The organism is Microcystis protocystis FBCC-A270 (assembly GCF_050500235.1).
Classification (GTDB): Bacteria; Cyanobacteriota; Cyanobacteriia; order Cyanobacteriales; family Microcystaceae; genus Microcystis; species Microcystis ichthyoblabe_A.
The window spans coordinates 1,763,788-1,783,263 of record NZ_CP191407.1 but is presented as its reverse complement, the minus strand read 5'-3'; the positions used below and the strand labels follow the sequence as shown (position 1 = coordinate 1,783,263).

Below are 19,476 nucleotides of genomic sequence, written 5' to 3'. Positions count from 1 at the left end.
CGGCGATCGAGTGGAGACTGTTTGATCAAGAAAAACTAGCCATCTCATCCCGAAAAATCGCTTTTTAGTGACAGAATACTCACCCCCAAATCATTATGCAAACCGTCGAATCACAAGCTATTAACACGATGTCAGTGCCAAAAAAAGGGCTACCGGTAACAATTATTACTGGGTTTCTTGGTAGTGGTAAGACTACTCTCCTCAATCATATTCTCAGCAATCAACAGGGATTAAAAACTGCTGTTCTTGTCAATGAATTCGGTGAAATCGGTATCGATAACGAACTGATTATCAGCAGTGATGACAGCATGGTAGAATTAAATAATGGCTGTATTTGCTGCACGATTAACGAGGATTTAATTCAAGCAGTTTATAAAATTCTCGAACGTCCCGAAAAAATCGATTATTTAGTCGTAGAAACCACGGGATTGGCCGATCCTTTACCGGTAGCTTTAACCTTTTTAGGGACGGAATTACGGGAAATGACCCGTTTAGATTCCATTGTCACTATGGTGGATTGTGCCAATTTTAGTCTTGATTTATTCAACTCGCAAGCGGCCTTAAGTCAAATCACCTACGGTGATATTATTGTTCTCAATAAAACCGATCTAGTGGATGAAGCGGATGTGGATTCTTTAGAAATAAGAATCCGGGACATGAAGGAAGGAGCGAGAATTCTTCGTACTAGCAAAAGTCAAGTCCCTTTACCCTTAATTCTCAGCGTCGGACTATTTGAATCGGATAAATATTTCGACACAGAAGAAGAACACCACGACCATGATCACCACGACCACGATCACGAGCATTGCGATCATGATCACGACCATGATCACCACCACGATCACGATCATGATCATCACGACCATTCCAATCATTTAGAGGTGGATGGATTTACTTCTATTTCCTTTGCTAGTGACCAACCTTTTTCGATTCGGAAGTTCCAATATTTCCTCGATAATCAGTTACCAGAAAGCGTTTTCCGCGCTAAGGGTATTATCTGGTTTGATGAAAGTCCTAAACGTCATATTTTCCACCTCAGTGGTAAGCGTTTCACTCTCGAAGATGACGAATGGAAAGGTACTCCCAAAAATCAGCTAGTTCTTATCGGTCAAAATCTCGATCATGAAACCCTAAAAGAACAGATTAACAATTGTCTCAGTTTACCTGCTGTCAATCGCGGTAAAGGATTTGGGAAATAAACCCCGCTTTGTAAATCTACTAAGTTGGGATTTTTAAGGGGAAACTCTCTGCTAAAGTCGGGCGTTACTTTCGATTTTTTCCCTCAATCCAAGCTTTTGGGGGTTCTACCCCCCAAACCCCCCGTTGGGGGCGTGGCGCCGCCCCCAAACCCCCCGCGCATTAGCTTTTCGGTGGGATGCTTACAGGCAGCTGCTGATCTATTTGTCATCATCTAAAAGTCACCGATAATTGCTGATTGTCGGTATTTCTGCCTTCCTAACTCCTGACTCTAAGGACAATTTTTTGATTTTTACAAGAGGTCTATTGACCTTCTTGAGGTACTTTTCCTCCTAAAGATTCCACGATCGAGCGAGTATTTTCCCTGAGCATTTTTACATAACTATCCCCTCTAGTACCCACCGCACCGATCGAATCAGAATATAATTGTTGTGGTGCTAATTTCACCCCCGCTTCTTCGGCTACAGTGGTAATTAAAGCGGGATTAATAGTCGTCTCGGCAAAGATAGCAGCAACCTTGAGATTTTTAATAGCATCGGCTAAATTTTTCACCGTTTGGGCGCTTGGTTGTTCTTCGGTACTAATACCAATTAAAGTTCCCGATACTTTTAAACCATAGGCATGAGCATAATACTGAAAAGCGTCATGAGTGGTGACTAATTGTCTTTGGGAAGGGGGGATAGTTTCAATAGCCACAGTAATCCAGCGATCAAGATTTTCTAATTCTGCGATTAATTGGGCGGCATTTTGGGTAAAAATCTCTTTATCTTCGGGACTTAATTCAATCAATTGATCTCGGATTTTTTCCACCATGATTATACCATTTTTTGCTGAACCCCAAACGTGGGGATCGGGGACTTTCTGCCCCTCTTTTTCCAATTGTAAAGGCTTGATTGCTTCTCCCACAGCCACTTTTTTAGCTTTAATTCCCGTAGAATTGATCATTTTAATTAACCCCGGTTCGAGATTATAACCGTTATAGAGAATTAAATCGGCTTTTTCTAAAGCCACACTATCGGCGGGAACTGGTTCATAAACGTGGGGATCATCCCCGGGTTTTAAAATGTCTTGATGGTCAATTTCTTCACCGCCCACTCGTGCGGTTAAATCGGCGATAATTGTGCTAGTGGAGATTACCTTGGGTTTTTGGTTATCAGTAGTATTAACCGAGGCATGACAAGCAACCAATACCAAAAATAAACAGGATAAAATTAGTTTTTTCATCGAGAAATAGAGATGAGGGTTTAGGGGTTAGAGATGAGGGTAAATGGCATTGATATCTATCTTGATTTTTTTCCTGACTAAAGACTCCTTTTACCATTAAAATAGAGAATAGAGAAGGTGTAAATTGAAGAGATATGGATAACCAAGCCCCGATTAAACTACCGAAAACCAGCGAATCCGACCACCTCAAGCGCATTCGTCACACCACCTCCCATGTTATGGCCATGGCGGTGCAGAAATTATTCCCGAAAGCCCAAGTTACTATCGGGCCTTGGACTGAAACCGGATTTTACTACGATTTTGATGTGCCGGAACCTTTTACCGATAAGGATCTCAAGGACATCAAAAAAGAGATGGTCAAAATTATCAATAAAAAACTGCCGGTGATTCGCGAGCAAGTTTCTCGGGAAGAGGCGGAAAAGCGCATTAAAGCGATTAATGAACCCTATAAGCTGGAAATTCTGGCGGGAATTCAAGAACCCATCACCCTTTATCATCTTGGTGACGCTTGGTGGGATTTGTGCGCCGGTCCGCACCTAAGTAATACAAGTGAACTAGACCCGAAAGCGATCGAATTAGAGACGGTAGCGGGTGCTTATTGGCGCGGGGATGAGAATAAAGCCCAATTACAGCGCATTTACGGCACGGCATGGGAAAATCCCCAACAATTAGCCGAATACAAGCGCCGTAAGGAAGAAGCACTGAAACGGGATCATCGCAAATTAGGCAAAGAATTAGGTTTATTTATTTTCTCTGATTCTGTCGGGCCGGGGTTGCCTTTATGGACACCGAAAGGCACTTTAATTCGTTCTTTGTTAGAAGATTTTCTCAAAAAAGAACAGTTAAAACGCGGTTATTTACCCGTAGTTACTCCCCATATTGCTCGCGTGGATTTGTTTAAAATTTCCGGTCACTGGCAAAAGTACAAAGAAGATATGTTTCCCATGATGGCAGACGATGAGGAATCTGCTAGTAAAGAAATAGGATTTGTCCTCAAACCGATGAACTGTCCTTTTCATATTCAAATCTATAAAAGTGATTTGAGATCCTATCGGGAATTGCCGATGCGTTTGGCAGAATTCGGGACAGTTTATCGTTACGAACAATCGGGAGAATTGGGAGGATTAACTAGAGTTCGCGGTTTTACCGTCGATGATTCCCATTTGTTTGTCACTCCCGAACAATTAGACAAGGAATTTTTAAGCGTTGTTGATTTAATTTTGACGGTGTTTAAGAGTTTACAGTTAAAGAATTTTAAGGCGCGATTGAGTTTTCGTGACCCCGAATCGGATAAGTATATCGGTTCCGATGAAGCTTGGGAAAAGGCACAATCGGCGATTAGAAAAGCGGTGCAAACTTTGGGGATGGATTATTTTGAAGCCCCCGGAGAAGCGGCTTTTTATGGTCCAAAATTAGACTTTATTTTCCAAGATGCCCTCGAAAGAGAATGGCAGTTAGGAACGGTACAGGTAGATTATAATTTACCCGAACGTTTTGAATTAGAATACGTTGCCGAAGATGGTAATCGTAAACGTCCGGTGATGATTCATCGCGCACCTTTTGGTTCTTTGGAACGTTTAATCGGTATTTTAATCGAAGAATACGCGGGGGATTTTCCTCTTTGGTTAGCCCCTGTCCAGATACGATTATTACCGGTTAGTGATAGTCAATTGGATTACGCTAAAGAGGTGACAGCGAAAATGCAGTTGTTAGGAATTCGGGCCGAAACCGATACCAGTGGCGAACGTTTGGGTAAAATGATTCGCAATGCTGAAACCGCAAAAATTCCCGTGATGGCAGTGGTGGGGGCAAAAGAAATGGAAGGTAATAGTTTAAGTATTCGCACCCGTGCCACGGGCGATTTAGGAGTAATTAGCGTCGAGGAAGTGGTGGCAAAATTAGAAAGTGCCATCCAAAATCACGGTAATTTTTAAGCGTTTGCTTATCTAATTCTATGGGGACAGAAAATATTTCTGTCCCAGTATTTTTGATCAACCCAGGAGATTTTTCGGGTGCATCTGATATTTGTGACTTTCTCTCACTTATGGTGAGCAGCAGCAGTTATTCAAAGAGGGCGAATGCAATTCGCCCCTACAATAATATTATTGCGCCAATAGTAGGGGCGCACCGCGTGCGCCCTGTAATATAGATATTTCTACAAAATTGAGATGCACCCGATTTTTCCTGATTATCCTTTAGGTATCATCATCTTTTTGAAAGGGATTTTCCCCAATCCCCAGTCCTTTTTTGCTCTGTTTTAAGTCTTTCCAGAGGGCTTTAATTTTTTGGTAGGCTTCTAGAGAACTGATTTTGCCCCCCGTTTCCAGATTACAAATAAAACTGACTTTTTGGGCAAATTCCTGTAAATTGGCGTTAAATAGCAAGTTTTCTGGCTTAAATTCCCCATAGTAGGGCGCGCGAGGATAGAGAAAATCCTCCTTGCGGCGATCGGGGAGATTCGGGTTATCATCGTTAGGAGGATTCTGGTTCATAGGGCGATGGCGGGTAATTTTGCGGAATTTCTTTAGATTTTTCGGTAATGGTAATGGGAGATAATATCAGTTGTTGGCTATGATTGAGGATTTAAGTAAAAACTTGGCTGATTCGCCAAAAATTGACACTTAAATCGTGACACTTTTTGGTTATAGGTTAAGATTCGGTCGCAAAATGTTGACAGTTATCTTTAAGCAGCAATTATACATTATTTTTTCTCAACAATCATCTCCCTGATGATCTAAATTTTTTATCTAGGTTGATCGCCAAAATTTGCTGCTGCCGCTATCTGATTAACCATCGATTTTCGTTTATCAATTGCCGAGGATGATAACTATGGAAAAACTCTATGAAGGCAAGGCCAAAATTCTCTATCAAACCGATGATCCCGATATTCTCCTTACTTATTACAAAGACGATGCCACCGCTTTTAATGCCCAAAAACGCGGGCAAATTGTTGGCAAAGGGGAAATTAACTGTACTGTCTCCACTGCCCTATTTCAATGGTTAGAATTTCTAGGAATACCTACCCATTATATTGATCGCCCTAGTTCTAGGGAAATGCGCGTCAAGGCGATTAAAATCATTCCTTTGGAGGTAGTAGTCAGAAATATCGCCGCCGGGAGTTTGTGCAAGCAAACGGGATTAAAGGAGGGGAAAATTTTACCTTTTCCTCTTGTAGAATTTTACCTCAAGAATGATGCTTTAGGCGATCCTTTGTTAACGCCCGATCGCATAAAAGTGATTGATATTGCCAGCGAGGAGCAAGTCAATCAGTTACGAGATTTAGCCCTGCAAATCAATCAATATCTACAGGAATTTTTTGATAAGTGCCAGATTATTCTCGTCGATTTCAAGTTAGAATTTGGAGTTGATAAAACGGGCAAAATTTATCTAGGTGATGAAATTAGCCCCGATACCTGTCGTCTCTGGGATAAAACCCAAGAGGATGCCCAAGCGCGTATTCTCGATAAGGATCGTTTTCGTCGCGATTTAGGAGATGTGGAAACTGCCTATCAACAAGTACAAGCAAGAGTTTTACAACAGATAGAGAGTTTATAACTGTGGGGTGTGTTAGCGAGCGCGTAACGCACCTTAATTGAGATTAGCAATTTAATAATTTATGTCAAGAAGAATTATCGGGTTAACAGGGGGAATAGCCTGTGGTAAATCCACGGTTTCCAATTATTTAGAAAATATCTACAAAATTCCTGTCCTTGATGCGGATATTTATGCCCGGGAAGCAGTGGAAAAAGGTTCGGCAATTTTAGAGAGAATTTTTGTGCGTTATGGCAGAAAAGTTAAAACTGAGGATAATTCCCTTAATCGCCAACAGTTAGGAGAGATTATTTTTAATAATCCCCAGGAAAAAATCTGGTTAGAAAGTCAGATTCATCCCTACGTTAGAGAATGTTTTAATCGGCATTTAGAGCAGTTAGAAGCCCCGATAGTTGTTTTTTCTATCCCTTTATTGTTTGAAGCCAAATTAACCCATTTAGTCACAGAGATTTGGGTGATTTCTTGCAGTTTCGAGCAACAAATTCAACGCTTAATGACTAGAAATAACTTAACTAGGGAACAAGCGATCGCTCGGATTAATAATCAAATGCCTTTAGCCGAAAAAATTGCCTTAGCTGATATTGTTTTGGACAATTCCGGGGATTTAGAAGCTTTATATACCCAGATCGATCGAGCTATACAATAGGGATTAATTTTAAAACAACCAGGCAAATTTTCCCACCCCGAATTTTACATAGAGAATAATTGCCAAAACCAATAAAAATAGAAAGCCAATAATTAATAAATAGTCTTTATTGGTTAAGATTGATTCCTGTAAAAATGTGCGATCGGGATCACCAGAGAAAGCTTTAGCTTGTAGAACTACCTCTAATTTTTGCGATTTAGCCATAGCGTTTAAAATTAAAGGTACAGCGATAGAAGCGTAAATTTTTCCTTTTTGCAGCCAACCCATTTTTTCTATTGCTAATCCTCGTAATCTTTGAGCAGAAATAATCGATCGAGATTCTTCTACTAGGAGAGGAAATAAACGCAGGGTAGAGGAAAAAATAAAGACTATTTTGTAGGGAATTCTGGCTTTAGTTAAACTCACCATCATCTGATTTATATCAGTGGTAAAAATAGCGAGGGGAATAATTAAAACCATGGTGAGAGTTTTAAAGATCACATTTAAACCGTAGAGGGTTCCCTCCACAGTCATTTTAGTAGAACCGACAGTTAATAAGGGAGTTAATTCAGTTTTTCCCGTTAAAGCTTTTACCTGTTCCACATTAAAAAATCCCATGGTAATTAATAAGAATAGATAAAAGGGAGCCATGAATTTTAAAATGGTGAGGAGATAAGACCATTTTACTCCAGCCCAGAGACAAGCTAAAGCGACAATAAGAGTTAGAAAACCGCCAGCGAGGGGACTTTCCCAAGTAAAAGCGATAAGAGTAACCACGATCATCATGGTTAATTTTGTCCGAAAATCTAGGCGAGTAAAAGGAGAATCTTGATCGACGGTTTGCCAGTTAAATGATTGCATAATTAGGAAAAAAGTTAGTAAGTAGCTAGGTGTTAAAAACTGTCAGATGCCCCCCTTATTAAGGGGGATCCCCCCGCCTATCGGCACCCCCCTTATTAAGGGGGGCAGGGGGGATCGGCACACCCCTTATTAAGGGGGGATTAAGGGGGGATATATCTTCAATTTAATTATAACTTTAAGGAAATGAGTTAATTACCCATCCCCATCAATCTACTAGGAAGGGTTAGCAATTCTGTTCATTTGCTCTTGAATTTCAGGGTTATAAATCTGGAGATAATTCCAATAATTACCAAACACCGATTCTATATAACCCTTAGTTTCTCTAAAGGGAATATTCTCGACAAATTCATCGGGATCGCTAAAATCAAAACGCTGTTTCCATTTAGAAACTGCCCCAGGTCCAGCGTTATAACTAGCCACGGCAAAAAGTGAATTTCCGGCGAATTTGCCATGGGTATAATCGAGATACCATGTCCCCATCATAATGTTATCTTCGGGATTGGTTAAAGAATAACTTTTATTGCCAGTATTACCCGCGATATATTTACCTGTATCGGGCATAATTTGCATTAATCCCACTGCCCCCACAGGAGAACGAATTTCTTTTTCAAAGCGGGATTCTTGCCGGATTAAAGCTGTCACTAGCAGGGGATTTAATTGTCTATCTTTAGACCATTGTAGGATGCTATCGTAGTAGGGGAAAGGGAATAAAGCGTGCCAGTATTTATCATTTTGTCGCAGGACTTTCCAGGCTTCCTTTTCCTCTGGGGTATCTCTTTCTCGCAAGCGCCAAATCAGGTTAATTCCTTCTAAATTTTGATTGCGAGAGAGTTTATAGACACCGAGGTTAAATTGTTCGTCAACGCTTAAATTCCAAGGATCAACAATTTCTGCTTGGAAGAGATTCCAAGCGTCCGTATCTTCACCAATTCGATATAATTCCTTGAAAGCTTCCGAACCGGCGGGGGGATCGTTACGAGTGGCGGGTTTGACGGTGGTAGGATTATAGGAGCGGACAGTGGTAAAATCCCCCACGTCCCAACCTAATAAAACCGCCGAGCGCCAAGCATAATAGGAATGGGGATGACGAGAAATAGTGTAGGTAAAAGCTTGTTTTGCTTCTTGGTTTTTGCCCAGTTTTTGCGCCCATTTTCCCACCCAAAAGGCCGCTTTCGGGGCAGTTTGACTATCGGGATTATTAACCGCAATTGGCTGCGCCCACTGCCACGCCTTGGCGTAATCACCGGATTTAGCAGCTCTTTGGGCCATTAACCAGCGATAATCGGCGGCTTCGTCGGATTTTGGGTATTTATTTAATAGAGTCTGCCATGTTTGACTAGCGGCCTGAGCATTAGTTGAGTTGAGTAATTTGGCTTTCGCTTCCAAAGCTTCCGGGGCGCGATCGGGAAATTGCTTGACAATGCGATCGAGATATGCTACGGCATCGCGGTTAGGAGAAATTTGGGCGAGTCGCAGTAATCCTAAACCGGTTTCTGGGGCTTGGGAATAGGTTTTAATTAATTTTTGGTAAGCGATGCGAGCTTCTGGCAGTTTTTTGGCAATTTGTAGCCCGCGGGCGTAACGATAGGCTTGTTCGGGGCTAGGAGTGGCTTTAGCGTAGGCTTTATAGGCCTTTTCGTACAATCCCGACTGCCAATAACCCGCCCCAATCATTGCCCAATCCGCCGGAGTTAACTGATTGGCGTAGTCTTTCACCAAACGATCGCGGGCCTGATTGAGGGTAGGATCAAAAGGATTAGCCTTGGCTAACTGCAACCATAAGGGAAATTGATCGGGATTTTCTTGAAGACGTTGGCGAATTAAAGCCAAAGTGCGCGGGTGTCGGGGGTATTCCTTGAGCAATTTTTCATGATAACTGGGGTCGTATTTGCCCAAAGAGTAGTAAGCTTCCGCCACTACGGGCGATTGGGGATAGGTTTCCAGTAATTTTTGCCAAATTTCTCGCGCTCTTTCACTATCATTGCTTAATTCGTAGGCGCGTCCCTGTTTGAGGAGAATCTGGGGAGCGAGGACAGGATATTGTTTTTCTAAGCCTTCTAATTGTTTTAAAGCCGGACCGCCTTCATATTTTCTCAATAAATCCATAGCCAAGAGATAGCGGGCGCGACTACGCTCTAAAGAGGGCGCATTGGCATCAGCAACATCTTTTAACTTGACATCTCGCTCGGTTTGTGGTAAGGAAGCGCTATCAACTACGGCAGAGGATTGGTTAGGATCTTGGCTAGGAACCGAAGCACTATTGCGATCGAGCCAAGCGAGAATTTTCGGGTGAAAGAGAAAGAGACTGGTGAGAGTAAAAAGCGCAACCCCAGAACCTAGTCCAAGAATGAGCGGGGTGTGAGGGGGGAATTTCTTAAACATTACCTTAATTCAAGACAGTAACTCAACATACATTATCAGTGATCGTGGTGACAGGTTGTTTGTTTCAATCAGGTTGGGGAAGTGGGGTGTGGGGTGTGGGGTGTGGGGTGTGGGGTGTAGGGTGTAGGGTGTGGGGTGTAGGGTGTAGGGTGTGGGGTGTAGGGTGTGGGGTGTAGGGTGTAGGGTGTAGGGAGAATAAATAAAATAATCTCCTGACTCCTGACTCCTGACTCCTGACTCCTATCTCCTGACTCCTGATCACTGATCACTGAGATATGGTACGCTAAACAGGATTTAAGTATTATTAATGATTACTATGAAACAGCGCGGCGTGACGGTTTGGTTAACGGGATTGAGCGGTGCGGGGAAAAGCACGATTACCGAGGCATTACAGGCAAAATTAATCGCTGAAGGTTATTCCATTGAAGTTCTCGATGGCGATATAGTACGGACGAACCTCACCAAAGGTTTAGGATTTAGTAAAGAGGATCGCGATGAAAATATCCGTCGCATTGGTTTTGTGTCTAATTTGCTCACCCGTCACGGTGTGATTGTCCTAGTTTCGGCTATTTCTCCCTATCGTGAGATTCGCGAGGAAGTACGGGGAAAAATCGGCAATTTTGTCGAAGTTTTCGTGAATGCTCCCTTAAACGTCTGTGAGGATCGCGATGTGAAAGGATTATATAAAAGAGCGCGTGCTGGCGAAATCAAGTCTTTTACGGGAATTGATGATCCCTATGAACCACCTTTTAACCCGGAAGTGGAATGCCGCACTGATTTAGAGACTTTAGAGGAAAGTGTCGCCAAAGTCTGGAACAAATTGACGGAATTAGGCTACATTCATCAAGCTGTGGCGGTTTAATCCCAGAATAACTTTGTATTATTGGAAAATATCGTAGGGACGTGGACTAAAAACGTCTCTACACCCCGATTAACCCCTTAGGCAAATTTGTTAGTTAATCTCCTTTTCTTCAGTACCTAAGCAAGGTTAATTATACCTCTCCCTAACCCTCTGGTCAAAGTGCAAGAGTGCCTAAACAGTAATCAGTAAACAGTGATCAGTAAACAGTAAACAGTAAACAGTAAACAGTGAAAAGACAGTAGGAAACTTCTATTTAATACTGCTCACTTAAAACTTAAATCTGATAACTGATAATTGATAACTGATAACTGATAACTGATAATTGATAACTGATAACTGTCTCGACTAGCAAATTAATTTTGCAGGAATACTTAATATTTAAAGGTGCTAAATTATTTTGAAATCTCGCTCTAGTTATTGGAACCTCATTCCCTATCTCCGTCCCCAAACCCAAACAATTATTTTGGCGTTTATCTGTACGATCGGATTTACGGTATTTTGGCCGATTTTAGCTTGGTTAGCCGGACAAATGGCCAGATATATCGGTGAGGGAAATGTGCAGGCATTGGCGACACTTTCGGGGGTGGGGGCAGTGGTTTTTTTACTGCGGGGAATGTCTCAGTATGGGCAAGATTCCCTGATGGCAAAAGCTTCTTTAAAAATTGCCCTGGAATTAAGAAAAAAAGTTTATGCACACCTGCAAACCCTCGGCTTAAATTACTTTGAAACGGCAAAAACTGGTGATTTATCCTATCGTTTAACGGAAGATATCGATCGCATTGGGGAAGTAATTAACAAATTTTTCCATGATTTTATTCCCTCAGCCTTACAGTTAATTGTCGTCTTTGCCTATATGTTTATTGTTAACTGGCAATTGACGATCGCTGTCATTATTATCGCTCCTTTGTTGGGAGTTTTGGTGGGATTTTTTGGCGAAAAATTATTACAATATGCTCGTCGCGCCCAGGCGAAAATATCTAATCTTTCTTCGTTATTAACCGAAGTTTTTGGCGGTATTCGCGTGGTGCAAGCTTTCGCAGCTGAAGATTATCAAACCGAGCTTTTTGCCCAAGAAGCGGAGGAAAATCGCCGCGCTCAATACCTATCAGAATCCACCAAAGCTTTACAATACGTCGTGGTGGGATTCTTACAAGCTCTCGGTGTCATCTTTTTATTCTTTCTCGCTGGTTGGCAAATTTCCCAAAAGAATTTAACTGGAATTGACTTTGTTAGTTATGTGGCGGCGGTGGCAATGTTAATCGATCCCATCGCCCATATTACCAGTAATTATAATCAATTTAAACAGGGTCAAGCCTCCATGGATCGGATTTTTGAATTGTTAGCTATTTTGCCAACAATTACCGAAAAACCGAATGCGATCAATCTGCCACTCCACAGCAAAGAAGTTCAATATTGTCAAGTAAATTTTTCTTACAATGAGGACAGACAGGTTTTAAAAAATATTAATTTTACTGCACACGCTGGGGAAATGATTGCTTTAGTGGGAGCATCGGGAGCGGGAAAAACCACTTTAGTTAATCTTTTATTGCGTTTTTATGACCCCACTTCTGGCAAGATTTTAATCGATGGGGTGGATATTCGTGATGTGACTTTAAAAAGTCTCCGGCGACAAATTGGCGTAGTTTTGCAGGAAAATATTCTCTTTTCTGGTACTATAGCCCAAAATATCGCTTTTGGCCAGGGAGATTTTAATCTGCAAGAGGTGGAAAAAGCGGCAAAAATTGCCAACGCTCATCAATTTATCGGTGAACTTTCCCAGGGTTACTATACCTATGTGGGAGAAAGGGGTGTTAATTTATCGGGTGGACAAAGACAAAGAATCGCCATCGCGCGAGCGGTTTTATCTAATCCGAGAATTTTAATTTTAGATGAAGCGACTTCCGCGCTCGATTCGGAATCGGAAGCTTTAGTGCAGGAAGCTTTAGAAAGAATTATGACGGAGCGCACGGTATTTGTTATTGCTCACCGATTAGCAACTGTCAGAAAAGCTAACCGTATTTTAGTCTTAGAAAAGGGTGAAATTATCGAGGTGGGTAATCACGAGGAGTTATTAAATCTTAATGGTCGTTACGCTCAATTTCATGCTAGACAATTTCAAGATTAGTCTATTTGGCGTTAAGAGTTGGGCATTATTTCTGATTTTATCATTCAAGCCAAGTTTTTGGGGGGTAGAACCCCCCAAACCCCCCGCGCATTAGTTTTTCGGTGGGATGCTTACACGCGGTTGTTCATACACTTGTACTAATTCAAGAATCACCGATAGAGCAGTTATCTTAATGGTGAGGTGGGAAGTTTTCGTTTTGGGGAGTCAGTCGCGGAATTAGGTTAGACTTCATCTTTAGGGAAACGCTGTAAGTATCCAGACAGAATTAATTACACATATTTTTCCGTCCCCTCTACTTAGGGTTTTTTTCGAGGAATTCCTCGCAGGGTTAAAACATCATCGAGGGTGGAACAATGGTTTTTTAAACCAAAATCAGCAGGAGTATAGGTTTTAATGTGGGTGAAGTGGCGATAATTCATCGCAAAACGGTCCCATGCTTCCATCTGCAAGTTAAAAACTTTGATAAAAAAGTTAGCAATGGTTAAAGATAAAGGAATGCGAAAATAGATTTTTTTGTTTAAATAAGTACAGATTTCCTCCACTGCTTGGTTAGCTGTTGTGCGTTGATTGCCTAGGACAATTTTGCTTTCTGGTGCGGGATTTTCGATTAAATAATTCACCACTTGAGCTATATCTTTGGCATGGATAAAATGAAAACTGCCATCAGCTTGAAACCAACGCACTAAACCGATATATTTCAACACATCCGGTAAACCCCCATAGATATGAGAATAGGGTTTATTTTCGTCACCACCTAAGACAAAAGTGGGGTATAAAGTGATAATTTTATCGGCGATTTCTAGGTGAGCAAATTTACTATAACAAATATATTTAGTGCGGATATAATTAGTTCCTATTTCCCCAGCTTCGGGCAAAGGTTGATTATTTTGATTGAGAATGCTGGCAGTGGAAAAGTAGAGGACTTTCTCGCAGATTTGAGCATCTAAATAACTAATTAATTCTAGGGTTTTTACCACATTAATTTGATAACTTTCCTCCTCTCCTCCCCAACTGGTAGCGATTAAAACCGCTATATTCATTGTTTTTAAAAGCTCGGCATATACCCCAATATTTTGCATATCGCCTAAAAGTATATGAACATTTGATCGCCCTTGGTAACTAAATTTTAACTTCTCTGGATTACGTAATAAAAAATATAATTCATAGTCGGGATTTTCCAGTAAAATCTCGGCGATATAATGCCCAATACAGCCACTCACACCCGTTAGAAATATCTTTTTCATTATTTTAATTGATACGGCAGAATTTAGGGGACAGTGTGAAAGTAAAAAGTAAAAAGTAAAAACCGGTGTTGGGGTTTTAGGGTTTTGGGGTATTAGTTGAATCCCCCCATTTCCCCATTTCCCCATCCCCTGTTCCCTGAGTAACTTTATTGATAACTAAATCCTTTAGCGGTTTCAAAGAAGAAACGCACGTTATCTTCAGGAGTTCCCACCAAAACACCATGACCTAAATTAAGAATATGACCTTGATTACCTGCTTTACGAATAGTATCAATAATCCGCTCGCGAATAAAAGACTGGGAACCGAATAAAACCCCCGGATCGATATTACCTTGAACCATCATCGATTTACCTAAACGCTGTCTCGCTTCGGCCAGATCCACGGTCCAATCGACGCTAATAATATCAACCCCCGATTTACCCATTCTTTCCAAAACGCCGGCGCTGCCACTAATGTAGAGAATTAACGGTGTATCGGGATGGGTTTCTTTCACCAAACGAACTACTTTTTGTTGATAGGGTAAGGCAAAAACATCGTAATCTTGGGGAGTTAATTGACCCGCCCAAGAGTCGAACATTTGTACCACTTGCGCCCCACAATCAATTTGATAACGGACATAGGTGGCAATCATATCCGCTAATTTATCTAAAAATTGGTGCAGTACCGAGGGTTCCGAAAAAGCCATACCTTTAATCACAGAATAACTTTTAGAACCTTTCCCTTCCACTGCGTATGCTGCTAAAGTCCAAGGCGCTCCGACAAAACCGAGGACAGTGGATTTGTTTCCCACCTCTTGACGTAGGGTTTTTAAAATCGTTTTGATAAAAGGTAAAGACTGATCGGGATCGAGGGGATTAAGTTGGTCCACCTGCGCTTGAGTACGAATGGGAGAATCGATAATCGGCCCCTTACTTTCGATAATATCAAAGGGAATACCAATTCCCGCTAGGGGAGTGAGGATATCGGAGAACATGATCACCCCATCCGGTTGAAAAGCACGCCAAGGTTGCAGGGAGATTTCGATCGCTAAATCGGCATTTTCCGATCTTTCCCGAAAACTGGGGTATTTATCCCGCAATTCCCGATAAATCTGCATATAACGTCCTGCTTGTCTCATCATCCACACGGGAGGACGGGGTAAGATTTCTCCTTTGGCAGCGCGTAATAAATAAGGTATTTCAGGGGAGTCAGTCATATCAGGATGATTATTCTATTGCCTTTTCTACGGTATCATCCCCCGTACAGCTAATTTTTCTGGTTTTTCCTTAAGAATTGTTAACGAAAGTTATCCCTCTTTGCATTGAAACTGGGTACTGGAAATTGTAGTACAATCTTTTGGGTTGAGACAGGGTGTAGAGTGTAGGCTATAGGGATAAGTTGATAAAATCTATGGCGGATTCAAAAATTCAATCTTACCGAGATTTAAGAGTTTGGCAGGAGGCCGTAAATTTAGCTGAAAGTTGCTATCGTCTCACTAAAACTTTTCCCAAAGAAGAGCTTTATAGGATGACAACACAGATTCGCCGAGCTTCGGTGTCAATAGCAGCGAATATTGCCGAGGGGTATGGACGCAAAACCAGGGGAGAATACATCCAATTTTTGTACATAGCTCAAGGTTCTCTCAAAGAGTTGGAGACTCATTGGTTAATCTCTCAAAGAGTTGAACTAGCTTCCCCTCAGAGCGTCAATCCTATTCTTAATCAATGTGAATCAGTGGTCCGACTCCTGCTAACTTTGATTCGTGCCCTTGAAAATAAATAACCCCCACACCCTACACCCCACTCCCCACCCTGGGATGAACTCGACGCAATCGTAAAGCATTCGTCACCACGGAAAGGGAACTTAAAGCCATGGCAGCGCCGGCAATAATCGGATTGAGCAGAAAAGGATAGAGGACTCCGGCAGCGATGGGAATGGCAATCAGGTTATAAATAAAAGCAAAAAAGAGATTTTCTTTGATATTTCCCATTGTTGCCCGACTTAACTCAATAGCAGTCACAATTCCCTGTAAATCTCCCGAAATTAAGGTTATATCGCTTGCAGCGATCGCTACATCGGTCCCCGTGCCAATGGCAATACCTAAGTCCGCTTGCGCCAATGCGATCGCATCATTGATACCATCTCCAACCATGGCGACTATTTTCCCTTTTTTCTGCAAATATTCGATTTTTTCGGCTTTTTGTTCGGGACGGAGTGCGGCAAAAAAGCGCCGGATACCCAACTCGCTGGCGATCGCCTCTGCGGTTTCGAGGTTGTCCCCCGTCATCATCATCACCTCTAAGCCCATTTTTTTGAGCTTGGCGACCACTAAGGAAGAAAAAGGTTTTAAAACGTCGGAAATGGCGATCACTCCCTCTAAACGCCCGTTAACCGCTATCCAAGCCACGGTTTTTTTCTGCCATTCCCAATCGTGGGCGACTTTTTTAAGAACTTTTGTTTCGATCCCTTGACTTTCTAACCATTGTTGTGTCCCGATTTGCACGAAATCTGACCCGACTTTTCCCTGCACTCCTGACCCGGTTATTGAGTCAAATTCGCTTACTTCTAGGGTTTTAATCTGATTTAACTGCCCATATCTAACTATTGCTTCTCCTAGCGGGTGTTCAGAATGATTCTCCACCGATACGACTAACTGCAGCAGCGATAATTCCCGTCCATCCCTCACCCCCTCGCGAGTCAAGAAGTCCGTCACCGTTGGTTTCCCCTGGGTGAGAGTTCCCGTTTTATCGAGAACAATAGTAGTAATACCCTGGGCCAATTCTAAACTTTCGGCATTTTTAATTAAAATTCCCTGTTTTGCTCCCTGTCCTGTTCCCACCATAATCGAGGTGGGTGTAGCTAATCCTAGCGCACAGGGACAAGCGATAATTAGGACTTCCACCATTGTAATCAAAGCGAGGGTGAGATTACCCGTGCGGAGAATCCAAAATAGGAAAGTTATTACGGCAATAATCATCACCACCGGCACAAAATAAGCGGTCACTCGATCGACTAATCTTTGTATAGGTGCTTTTGATGCTTGCGCGGTTTGCACTAATCGGACAATCTGAGCTAAAACCGTATCTTTTCCCACTCGTAACGCTTGCATTTGTAGGCTACCGGTTTTATTAATTGTCGCCCCGATTACCTGTTGATTGACGGTTTTTCGCACGGGTAAACTTTCCCCCGTCACCATCGATTCATCAATGCTAGAACTGCCTTGGATAATTATGCCATCGACGGGAATTTTTTCTCCCGGACGCACTAAAATTATATCTCCTACCTTCACCTCTTCTATTGGTATATCTAGCGTCTGTTCTTCCCTAATTACCCTAGCAGTTTTTGCCTGTAATCTCATTAATTGTTTAATAGCGGCGGCCGTTTCTTTTCTGGCACGTTTTTCGAGGAAACGACCGAGTAAAATCAGAGTAATGACGATAGCGGATGCTTCGTAATAGACATGGGAATTAAACCCCTGTTTTTCGATAAAATCGCTCCCGAAGGTTAAAAACAGGGAATAAAAATAGGCGGCACTGGTTCCCAAAACTACTAAAGTATCCATGGTGGCAGTGCGATTTTTAAAGGCTTTCCAAGCATTTTTATAAAAACTTTGACCACACCAAAATTGGACGGGAGTAGCGAGAATTAATTGTAATAAGGGAGCGTGTAACCAGTGGGGAATAAAAGATAGAGATAAACCCGTCATCATCGGCAAAGAACCGATAAAAAGTATAATGCTAATAACAATAGCGATCGATAGTTTAGTGAGAAGTTCTTTTTCTGGCCTGGATTCGAGATTAATTTCCGTTATCGGTGTAGCTTGGAAACCGGCATCCCTAACTTTTGCTTGAATAGTGTTAAGATCGGTACGCTTGGGATCATAGTCCACATCCACCTGTTCCATGCCAAAATTAACTTGACATCGAATCACTCCGGGGATAGATTTAATTATCCGTTCGATCGAATCAGCACAACCAGCGCAACTCATCCCGGCGAGTTTGAGAGTTTGATGGGTCATAATGTTAATAGCAGCGGAAGTCAGCAAGAAAATCCCCTGCAGCAGAGTTATATCTTTAGCATAAAATATTCCCCTAGCTGCCGGGTCAAGAATCCTTTGTTAATTTTTCTGAATAGATATGAAGAAATGTCAAAAAGAGTGCTTGTATTTTCCTAACACACCCTTAATTTTTATGGACAAATTTCAATTAACCCCACTCTGTTGCGTATCTTGACCCTGCACAGCATCGGCAGCAGAAACACCATCACCCTGAAAACCAAAATACCATAAAGTAGCGGCAGCTTCAGCGCGAGTTACTGGTCTTTTTGGCTGAAATAGGGTAGTAAAACCAAAAACTCGCCGAATATTGGCTTGTTCGGCATTTTGAAAATCGGCATAAAGAGCGCGCACCAGCTGCGGGTTAATTTTATTGGTATCCTGAAAACCCCAAGTATTTTTAATCGTATCAAGATTGGCACTCGGTAAAGCTTTTCTAATATCTAATGGCACTTTCCACGCGATTAAATCTTCCCGGGTTAAAGGAGCATTGGGACGGAATAAAAGGGCGCTACTATCTCCCGTTAAAGGAGAGGGAATTAACCCCGCTTCCGCTAATCCTTGAATATAAATATAATCGGGATCGTTATTTTTAACATCACTAAAAGCTGGGGAACTATTGGGAGTAGCTAAACGGATTTGTTTACCCGCTACATTAGCATAAATGGCATTATTAGCCTGTAACAACCAGCGAGCAAATTCTCGGCGCGTTATGGTATTATTAGGGTTAAACTGATTATTATTACCTGTTAATACTCCTAATTTAGCTAAGTCTTGAATGTGGCTCTTTAAGGGATTAGGTAAGGATTCGAGATCGTTAAAACTGGTGGGATTAAGATTTGGCAAGGGGGAAGAAATAGGGGAGGGATTAGGGGAGGGACTAGGGGAAGCAATCGGGGTTCCTATTGGACGATAATCGAGGCTATATTCGGTATTGGGAGAAGTGGCAGTTATGGTGATAGTTAACTCTAAATTATCTCGACGGGCCGTTAGGGTACTATTAACTCCTTCCCCAGAAAAGGGAGTGATAATTTCCCAATTATTATTAACTAATTCCTGTTGATAAAAAGCCTCGATCGCATTGCTGGGATCGTTGGATTGCCAACGGGTTTGTCCACCAGTATTATCAGGATTTGTCTGCACGGATAATAATTCTGATTGACTATATCGAGGAATTTCTGCGGGAAAATTTGCGGGTAATTGCCTGTTATTAGGAGAGTTTTCTGGTATGGGATTTGTTTGTAGATTAGGATCGGCAGCCAGACGATTTTCTAGGGCAGGATTGCCACTACAGGCTGCTAAAATGCCCAGCAGAGTGATAATTGTACTGTAGCGAATAAACTTACTCACGGTCTTTACCAATATTGTTT

Annotated in this window: 15 protein-coding genes; 7 read left to right on the top strand and 8 right to left on the bottom strand. The window is 41.9% G+C overall.

The genetic code is table 11. The annotated features are described in order from the left end of the window. Positions 1-95 precede the first annotated feature (95 nt). A complete protein-coding gene (locus ACQY1X_RS08690; protein ID WP_069474780.1) occupies positions 96-1,199 on the top strand; it encodes a CobW family GTP-binding protein in 1,104 nt (367 codons plus the stop codon). Positions 1,200-1,500: 301 nt separating this feature from the next. Here ACQY1X_RS08690 and ACQY1X_RS08685 read toward each other — a convergent pair whose 3' ends face one another. Beyond that, on the bottom strand, positions 1,501-2,421 hold the full coding sequence (locus ACQY1X_RS08685; RefSeq protein ID WP_042791092.1) for a metal ABC transporter solute-binding protein, Zn/Mn family: 921 nt from the start codon (positions 2,419-2,421) through the stop codon (positions 1,501-1,503). 134 nt (positions 2,422-2,555) lie between these two features. Here ACQY1X_RS08685 and thrS point away from each other — a divergent pair, with 134 nt between their 5' ends. After that, positions 2,556-4,355, top strand: coding sequence for a threonine--tRNA ligase (thrS, locus tag ACQY1X_RS08680; protein ID WP_002740114.1), 1,800 nt, complete (start codon positions 2,556-2,558; stop codon positions 4,353-4,355). Between the two features lie 261 nt (positions 4,356-4,616). Here the strand turns inward: thrS and ACQY1X_RS08675 are convergent, their stop codons facing one another. After that, positions 4,617-4,913, bottom strand: coding sequence for a DUF7219 family protein (locus ACQY1X_RS08675; RefSeq protein WP_002743720.1), 297 nt, complete (start codon positions 4,911-4,913; stop codon positions 4,617-4,619). A gap of 337 nt (positions 4,914-5,250) precedes the next feature. Here ACQY1X_RS08675 and purC point away from each other — a divergent pair, with 337 nt between their 5' ends. Both purC and coaE read left to right on the top strand, forming a co-directional pair. Further along, entirely contained in the window at positions 5,251-5,976 is a 726-nt protein-coding gene (purC, locus tag ACQY1X_RS08670; RefSeq protein ID WP_016514785.1) for a phosphoribosylaminoimidazolesuccinocarboxamide synthase, read from the top strand. Positions 5,977-6,037: 61 nt separating this feature from the next. Beyond that, positions 6,038-6,619, top strand: a complete 582-nt coding sequence (gene coaE, locus ACQY1X_RS08665) for a dephospho-CoA kinase (RefSeq protein WP_002739784.1) — start codon at positions 6,038-6,040, stop codon at positions 6,617-6,619. A gap of 9 nt (positions 6,620-6,628) precedes the next feature. Here the strand turns inward: coaE and ACQY1X_RS08660 are convergent, their stop codons facing one another. After that, positions 6,629-7,459: an energy-coupling factor transporter transmembrane component T family protein gene (locus ACQY1X_RS08660; RefSeq protein WP_151694657.1), complete on the bottom strand. Its 831-nt coding sequence runs from the start codon at positions 7,457-7,459 to the stop codon at positions 6,629-6,631. 213 nt (positions 7,460-7,672) lie between these two features. Next, positions 7,673-9,841: a transglycosylase SLT domain-containing protein gene (locus ACQY1X_RS08655; RefSeq protein WP_430015591.1), complete on the bottom strand. Its 2,169-nt coding sequence runs from the start codon at positions 9,839-9,841 to the stop codon at positions 7,673-7,675. 316 nt (positions 9,842-10,157) lie between these two features. Between ACQY1X_RS08655 and cysC the strand changes: the two genes are divergently transcribed. Together cysC and ACQY1X_RS08645 are read left to right on the top strand one after the other, a co-directional pair. After that, positions 10,158-10,703, top strand: coding sequence for an adenylyl-sulfate kinase (gene cysC / locus ACQY1X_RS08650; protein ID WP_043999288.1), 546 nt, complete (start codon positions 10,158-10,160; stop codon positions 10,701-10,703). 397 nt (positions 10,704-11,100) lie between these two features. Then, the gene (locus tag ACQY1X_RS08645) at positions 11,101-12,828 is read left to right on the top strand and encodes an ABC transporter ATP-binding protein (protein ID WP_430015590.1); all 1,728 of its coding nucleotides are present in this window, start codon (positions 11,101-11,103) and stop codon (positions 12,826-12,828) included. A gap of 296 nt (positions 12,829-13,124) precedes the next feature. On the opposite strand, the gene ACQY1X_RS08640 is transcribed toward ACQY1X_RS08645, so the two are convergent. Then, positions 13,125-14,072, bottom strand: a complete 948-nt coding sequence (locus tag ACQY1X_RS08640; RefSeq protein ID WP_430014396.1) for an NAD-dependent epimerase/dehydratase family protein — start codon at positions 14,070-14,072, stop codon at positions 13,125-13,127. A 146-nt stretch (positions 14,073-14,218) separates the two neighbouring features. Continuing rightward, a complete protein-coding gene (gene hemE, locus ACQY1X_RS08635) occupies positions 14,219-15,268 on the bottom strand; it encodes a uroporphyrinogen decarboxylase (RefSeq protein WP_002739516.1) in 1,050 nt (349 codons plus the stop codon). A 194-nt stretch (positions 15,269-15,462) separates the two neighbouring features. Between hemE and ACQY1X_RS08630 the strand changes: the two genes are divergently transcribed. Then, positions 15,463-15,834, top strand: a complete 372-nt coding sequence (locus ACQY1X_RS08630) for a four helix bundle protein (protein ID WP_430014395.1) — start codon at positions 15,463-15,465, stop codon at positions 15,832-15,834. 10 nt (positions 15,835-15,844) lie between these two features. Here ACQY1X_RS08630 and ACQY1X_RS08625 read toward each other — a convergent pair whose 3' ends face one another. Together ACQY1X_RS08625 and ACQY1X_RS08620 are read right to left on the bottom strand one after the other, a co-directional pair. Beyond that, on the bottom strand, positions 15,845-18,070 hold the full coding sequence (locus ACQY1X_RS08625; RefSeq protein ID WP_430014394.1) for a heavy metal translocating P-type ATPase: 2,226 nt from the start codon (positions 18,068-18,070) through the stop codon (positions 15,845-15,847). A gap of 183 nt (positions 18,071-18,253) precedes the next feature. Beyond that, positions 18,254-19,468: an S-layer homology domain-containing protein gene (locus ACQY1X_RS08620; protein ID WP_430015589.1), complete on the bottom strand. Its 1,215-nt coding sequence runs from the start codon at positions 19,466-19,468 to the stop codon at positions 18,254-18,256. Positions 19,469-19,476: the final 8 nt, after the last annotated feature.

Excerpts from the sequence above, each read along its gene's own strand:
- ACQY1X_RS08690 (WP_069474780.1), top strand. The coding sequence starts at position 96 with ATGCAAACCGTCGAATCACAAGCTATTAACACGATGTCAGTGCCAAAA.
- ACQY1X_RS08685 (WP_042791092.1), bottom strand. The coding sequence starts at position 2,421 with ATGAAAAAACTAATTTTATCCTGTTTATTTTTGGTATTGGTTGCTTGT.
- thrS (WP_002740114.1), top strand. The coding sequence starts at position 2,556 with ATGGATAACCAAGCCCCGATTAAACTACCGAAAACCAGCGAATCCGAC.
- ACQY1X_RS08675 (WP_002743720.1), bottom strand. The coding sequence starts at position 4,913 with ATGAACCAGAATCCTCCTAACGATGATAACCCGAATCTCCCCGATCGC.
- purC (WP_016514785.1), top strand. The coding sequence starts at position 5,251 with ATGGAAAAACTCTATGAAGGCAAGGCCAAAATTCTCTATCAAACCGAT.
- coaE (WP_002739784.1), top strand. The coding sequence starts at position 6,038 with ATGTCAAGAAGAATTATCGGGTTAACAGGGGGAATAGCCTGTGGTAAA.
- ACQY1X_RS08660 (WP_151694657.1), bottom strand. The coding sequence starts at position 7,459 with ATGCAATCATTTAACTGGCAAACCGTCGATCAAGATTCTCCTTTTACT.
- ACQY1X_RS08655 (WP_430015591.1), bottom strand. The coding sequence starts at position 9,841 with ATGTTTAAGAAATTCCCCCCTCACACCCCGCTCATTCTTGGACTAGGT.
- cysC (WP_043999288.1), top strand. The coding sequence starts at position 10,158 with ATGAAACAGCGCGGCGTGACGGTTTGGTTAACGGGATTGAGCGGTGCG.
- ACQY1X_RS08640 (WP_430014396.1), bottom strand. The coding sequence starts at position 14,072 with ATGAAAAAGATATTTCTAACGGGTGTGAGTGGCTGTATTGGGCATTAT.
- hemE (WP_002739516.1), bottom strand. The coding sequence starts at position 15,268 with ATGACTGACTCCCCTGAAATACCTTATTTATTACGCGCTGCCAAAGGA.
- ACQY1X_RS08630 (WP_430014395.1), top strand. The coding sequence starts at position 15,463 with ATGGCGGATTCAAAAATTCAATCTTACCGAGATTTAAGAGTTTGGCAG.
- ACQY1X_RS08625 (WP_430014394.1), bottom strand. The coding sequence starts at position 18,070 with ATGACCCATCAAACTCTCAAACTCGCCGGGATGAGTTGCGCTGGTTGT.